Origin of the sequence: Kitasatospora sp. NPDC057518 (assembly GCF_042802075.1) — a bacterium.
Classification (GTDB): domain Bacteria; phylum Actinomycetota; class Actinomycetes; order Streptomycetales; family Streptomycetaceae; genus Kitasatospora.
Map to the genome: position 1 here is coordinate 1 of NZ_JBHVEU010000564.1, position 5,051 is coordinate 5,051.

The window sequence follows — 5,051 nt, forward strand, 5'->3', positions numbered from 1 at the left end:
GGTGCACCGGCGGGCGGCTCGACGTTTCTCACCGGTCAGGGGCGGGCGAAGATGTCGTGGGTGCCGATCCGGCGCCAGACGATGTGGGGCTCGCCGTGCTGGGGCGGGGTTCCGTAGCTGAAGGTCGCCCGGCCGTCCGGGGCCCAGGTCATCTCCCAGATGTCCGGGTGGCCCTGCATCCTCTTCACCCGCAGGCCGCGGCGGAAGCCCTGGCCGGCCCGGAGGTCGGCGACGAACTGGGCCACCGCGACCAGGAACGCGGTCTTCTGGGCGGCGGTCAGGCCCTTCCAGTCGCGCAGGAAGTGGGCCAGTGACTCATACGTCGGCACGGCGCTTGATCTCCCCCAGATCGAGGCCGGCCTCGTCGGCGAGCGACTGCAGGAAGGAGTCCCCGTCCTGGAACATCTCGCCCCGCTCGCCCGCGGCGAGCGCCTCGTCGACCTCCTGCTCCTTCTCCTGCCAGGCGCCGCTCCAGAACCACGCCTGGTCGTCCGGGATGACGGAGGCGGGGGTCAGGACGATGCGGCCGTCCTCCACCGCGACCACCAACTGGTCGCCCTCCTGGAGGTCCAGCTGCTCTCTTATCTCCTGCGGGATGGTGACCACGCCCTTCTTCCGCACGGGCGTGGACACCAGGTGGGGGCGACGGCGGCGCTTGAGGTCTGCCATGGGGAAAGTCTACCTGGCGGAAAGTCTGCCCGGCTGCCTCGAACGCCGGCCGGCGGTGTGGGCCTGGCGGGTGGCGTAGAGGGTGACGGCGGCGGCGAGGGTCATGGCGGTGAGGCCGACGGTGGCGGCGCCGGGCCAGCCGGTGGCGTGGTAGGCGTCGGCGCCGAGGGTGCCGCCGAGGCTGTTGCCGAGGTAGTAGGCGATCAGGTAGAGGGCGGAGGCCTGGGCGCGGCCCTCGGTGGCGGTGCGGCCGACGGAGGAGGAGGCGGTGGCGTGGCCGGCGAAGAAGCCGGCGGTGATCAGGACCAGGCCGAGCAGGGCGCAGGTGAGGGATTCGGCGAGGGAGAGCAGCAGGCCGGCCGCGGTCACGCCGATGGAGACGTAGAGGGCGCCGCGCCGGCCGAGGCGGCCGGCGAGCCGGCCGGCCGCGGCGGAGGTGCCGGTGCCGACCAGGTAGACCACGAAGATCGAGGCGGCGATCGACTCCGGCAGGTGGAAGGGCGCGGCGATCAGCCGGTAGCCGACGGTGTTGTAGACCGCGCCGAACACCGCCATGAACAGCATGCCGAGCAGGTACAGCCGCAGCAGCAGCGGGTTGCGCAGGTGCCGTCCGACGGTGCGGGTGAGCGCGCGGGCGTCCACCGGGGCCGGGGTGAAGTGCCGGGCGGCGGGGATCAGCAGCCGGAAGGCGAGGGTGGCGAGCAGGGCGAGGACGGCGGAGGCGGCGAGGCCCCAGCGCCAGCCGAGTCCGGCGGCGGTCCAGCCGGAGAGCAGTCGGCCGCCCATGCCGCCGATGCTGTTGCCGGCCACGTACAGGCCCATCGCGGAGGGCAGGGCGCTGGGGTGGACCTCCTCGGCGAGGTAGGCCATGGCGGTGGCGGGGAGCCCGGCGAGGACGGCGCCCTGAAGGACGCGCAGGACGACGAGGGTGGTGAGGTCCGGCGCGAAGGGCAGGGCGAGGGCGAACGCGGAGGCGGCGAGGGTGGAGGCCGTCATCACCGCGGTGCGGCCGTACCGGTCGGAGAGCGCGCTGGCCGGGAGCAGCCCGAGGGCGAGGCCGAGGGTGGCGGCGGAGGCCGTCCAGCTGGCCTGGCCGGGGGTGAGGTCGAGGTCGGCCGAGAGGATCGGCAGCAGGCCCTGGGTGGAGTAGAGCAGGACGAAGGTCGCGACCCCGGCGGCGAACAGGGCGAGGTTGGCGCGGCGGAAGGCGCGCTGGCCGGGGCGGTGGCGGTCGTCGGCGGTGAGGGTGGCGGTGGCGGGGGCATCCGGGGTGGTCACGGATGCCCCGGTATCGGCGGGCTGCATGTCGTCGACCGTAGGCCTGTCGGCGTTGATGCGTCCAATGCATGAAGTGTGGATGATCGATGCACTGGCGTATCAGTCGAGGTGGTGCGGGGATGTCCGGTCCGGAATCGGTGGACGGCGGGGAACAGCGGTACCGGGTGGCCGAGTTGGGGCCGGAGGAGCCGGCCGTGCTGCTGGCGCCCCGGCTGGCCCGGTTCGCGGCGGTGGCCCGGCTGGAGCACGTGACCCAGGCGGCCGCGCTGCTCGGGGTGCCGCAGCCGACGCTGTCGCGCGCGGTGGCCGGGCTGGAGGAGGAGCTGGGGGTGGACCTGCTGGCCCGCCAGGGCCGTACGGTCCGGCTGACCAGGGCAGGCCGGCTGCTGCTGGCCTCTGTGGAGCGGGCGCTGGCCGAGCTGGAGCGGGGTGCGGAGGCGGCCCGGGCGGAGGCGGATCCGGCGGTGGGCCTGGTGGCCTTCGGGTTCCTGCACACGATGGGCCCGGACGCGGTGCCGGCGCTGCTGCGCGGCTTCCGCGCGGAGCACCCGCGGGTGCGGTTCCAGCTGGTGCAGGACTACGGCGCGGCGATGCTGGAGCGGCTGCGGGCCGGGGAGTTGGACCTCTGCCTGGTCGCACCGCTGCCGGAGGACCCGGCGTTCGCCGCCCGGCCGCTGGACGAGCAGCGGCTGCACCTGGTCGTCCCGGCGGACCACCGGCTGGCCGGGCGGCGGCGGATCCGGCTGGCGGAGGTGGCCGAGGAGCCGTTCGTCGGGCTGGAGCAGGGGTACGGGCTGCGCGCGATCACGGACGGCTTCTGCGCGGAGGCCGGGTTCGTCCCCCGGCTGGCGTTCGAGGGGGAGGAGGCGGAGACGCTGCGCGGGCTGGTGGCGGCCGGGCTGGGGGTGGCGCTGCTGCCCCCGGCCCTGGTGCCGCGGCCGGGGGTGGTGGAGCTGGAGGTGACGGCGCCGCGGACCCGGCGGGCGATCGGGTTGGCCTGGGCGGCGGGGCGGCCGTTGGCCCCGCCGGCGCGGGCGTTCCGGGACTTCGTGCTGTCCCGGCGCGGGCGGCTGCTGCAGCACGACTGAGAACGCCGTCGTGCGGCGCGACTGACGTCGTGGTGCGGTAGGGCCGGCGCCGTCGTGCGGCGCGACCGGGCCCGTCGCGGCGGCCGGTTGACGCTTTGGTGGATCGTATGGACCGGTCGGTGGAATTCCGGGTGGAGTTTGGACCATCCGGCGGTGTTCGCGGTGGTCGGTCTACGCGCGTAGGGGCTATATTTCCGCAATGGAACAGCAGATCCCCGTCACCACCGCGGGCACCGGCCCGCGCATCCCCACTCCCGACCAGATCCGCCGCGCGCCGAAGGTCCTCCTGCACGACCACCTGGACGGCGGGCTGCGCCCGGAGACCGTGGTCGAGCTGGCCGCCGCCTGCGGCTACCAGGGCCTGCCCACCGCCGACCCCAAGGAGCTCGGCGAGTGGTTCCGCGAGGCCGCCGACTCCGGCTCGCTGGTCCGCTACCTGGAGACCTTCGCGCACACCTGCGCCGTGATGCAGACCCGTGAGGCGCTGATCAAGGTCGCCGCGGACTGCGCCGAGGACCTGGCCGCCGACGGCGTCGTGTACGCCGAGGTCCGCTACGCCCCCGAGCAGCACCTGGAGGCCGGACTGAGCCTGGACGAGGTCGTCGAGGCCGTCCAGGAGGGCTTCCGCCTCGGCGAGGCCAACGCCCGCGCGGCCGGCCACCGGATCCGCGTCGGCACCCTGATCACCGCGATGCGGCACGCCGCCCGCTCGCAGGAGATCGCCGAACTGGCCAACCGCCACCGGGACTCGGGCGTCGTCGGCTTCGACATCGCCGGTGCCGAGGCCGGCTACCCGCCCACCCGCCACCAGGCCGCCTTCGACTACCTCAAGGGCGAGAACAACCACTTCACCATCCACGCGGGCGAGGCCTTCGGCCTGCCGTCGATCTGGGAGGCCCTGCAGTGCTGCGGCGCCGACCGGCTCGGCCACGGCGTGCGGATCGTCGACGACATCACGGTGGGCGAGGACGGCACGGTCGAGCTCGGCCGGCTGGCCGCGTACGTGCGCGACAAGCGCATCCCGCTGGAGATGTGCCCGACCTCCAACATCCAGACCGGCGCCGCCGCCTCGTACGCCGAGCACCCGATCGGGCTGCTCAGCCGGCTGAAGTTCCGGGTCACCGTGAACACCGACAACCGGCTGATGAGCGGCACCAGCATGAGCCGGGAGTTCGGCCACGTGGTGGACGCCTTCGGCTACACCCTGGGCGACCTGGAGTGGTTCACGGTGAACGCGATGAAGTCCGCGTTCCTGCCCTTCGACGAGCGGCTGGCGATGATCAGCGACGTGATCAAGCCGGGCTACGCCGAGCTGAAGGCGGAGTGGCTGTTCAGCGCGGGCACCGGCGGCAACTGAGCCTCCGGGGCGCGGCGCCCCGGCGCGCGCCGGTCGGATGAACTCCAGGCTCCTGCAAGGGGGTTGGTGTTCATCCGACTACTCACTCGGGTGAGTGAACGCCCTTTGGCTCCCGCGTGACCTGCTCACTACGGTGTGCCAGTCATGCCGAAACGTCGCGGCGGCGGTCGCCCGTCCGCCGGTCCCGTGCGCGAAGTCGGCGACCGACGAGGACCCAAAGGGGACCAACCATGAAGCAGGCTCTCAAGGCCGCCGGTACCGCGGCGCTCGGCATCGCCATCGTGGCGGTCGGCGCCGGTGCCGCCTCCGCGGCCGACGGCCAGGCGGCCGGCGGCCTCGGGCTGCCCACCGGCGCGTTGACGAACCCGGCGGTGACCGGTGCGGTCACCGACACCGCCGCCAAGCTGCCCGCCGCCGGCAAGGTGACCGAGACGCTGGGCACCCTCGCCCCGAGCGTCGGCAAGGCCGTCCCCGCCGGGGACACCCCGCTGGCCGGCGTCACCGAGCAGCGCGCCGCCCAGCAGCGCGCCGCGCTCCCGACCATCCCCGGTCTGGACAAGACCCCGATCGGCGGGCTGACCAGCACCCTCCCGGCCATCCCCGGCCTGACCGGCTGAGCCACGGCCCACGGCACGGCGACGGGCCGCCCACCCCGGAGA

The 5,051-nt window shown here is 74.1% G+C and carries 6 protein-coding genes; 3 read left to right on the forward strand and 3 right to left on the reverse strand.

What is annotated here, in order from left to right:
- Nucleotides 1-35: 35 nt before the first annotated feature.
- From ACFU7Z_RS36050 to ACFU7Z_RS36060, 3 genes are read right to left on the reverse strand one after another with little or no spacing between them, the layout of a single operon-like run.
- Nucleotides 36-329: a hypothetical protein gene (locus ACFU7Z_RS36050; protein WP_380745523.1), complete on the reverse strand. Its 294-nt coding sequence runs from the start codon at nucleotides 327-329 to the stop codon at nucleotides 36-38.
- Complete coding sequence (locus tag ACFU7Z_RS36055) at nucleotides 316-669, reverse strand: AbrB/MazE/SpoVT family DNA-binding domain-containing protein (RefSeq protein WP_380745525.1); 354 nt, start codon at nucleotides 667-669, stop codon at nucleotides 316-318. The genes ACFU7Z_RS36050 and ACFU7Z_RS36055 overlap by 14 nt, the downstream gene beginning before the upstream one ends.
- Before the next feature lie 9 nt (nucleotides 670-678).
- Nucleotides 679-1,974, reverse strand: a complete 1,296-nt coding sequence (locus ACFU7Z_RS36060) for an MFS transporter (protein ID WP_380782242.1) — start codon at nucleotides 1,972-1,974, stop codon at nucleotides 679-681.
- Between the two features lie 92 nt (nucleotides 1,975-2,066).
- On the opposite strand from ACFU7Z_RS36060, the gene ACFU7Z_RS36065 reads away from it, so the two are divergent.
- The 3 genes from ACFU7Z_RS36065 to ACFU7Z_RS36075 all read left to right on the forward strand — a co-directional run bounded on the left by ACFU7Z_RS36065 (nucleotide 2,067) and on the right by ACFU7Z_RS36075 (nucleotide 5,009).
- Nucleotides 2,067-3,035, forward strand: coding sequence for a LysR family transcriptional regulator (locus ACFU7Z_RS36065; RefSeq protein ID WP_082345153.1), 969 nt, complete (start codon nucleotides 2,067-2,069; stop codon nucleotides 3,033-3,035).
- Nucleotides 3,036-3,234: 199 nt separating this feature from the next.
- The gene (locus tag ACFU7Z_RS36070; RefSeq protein ID WP_380782244.1) at nucleotides 3,235-4,392 is read left to right on the forward strand and encodes an adenosine deaminase; all 1,158 of its coding nucleotides are present in this window, start codon (nucleotides 3,235-3,237) and stop codon (nucleotides 4,390-4,392) included.
- Between the two features lie 230 nt (nucleotides 4,393-4,622).
- A complete protein-coding gene (locus ACFU7Z_RS36075) occupies nucleotides 4,623-5,009 on the forward strand; it encodes a hypothetical protein (protein WP_049649197.1) in 387 nt (128 codons plus the stop codon).
- The last annotated feature ends 42 nt before the right edge of the window (nucleotides 5,010-5,051 follow it).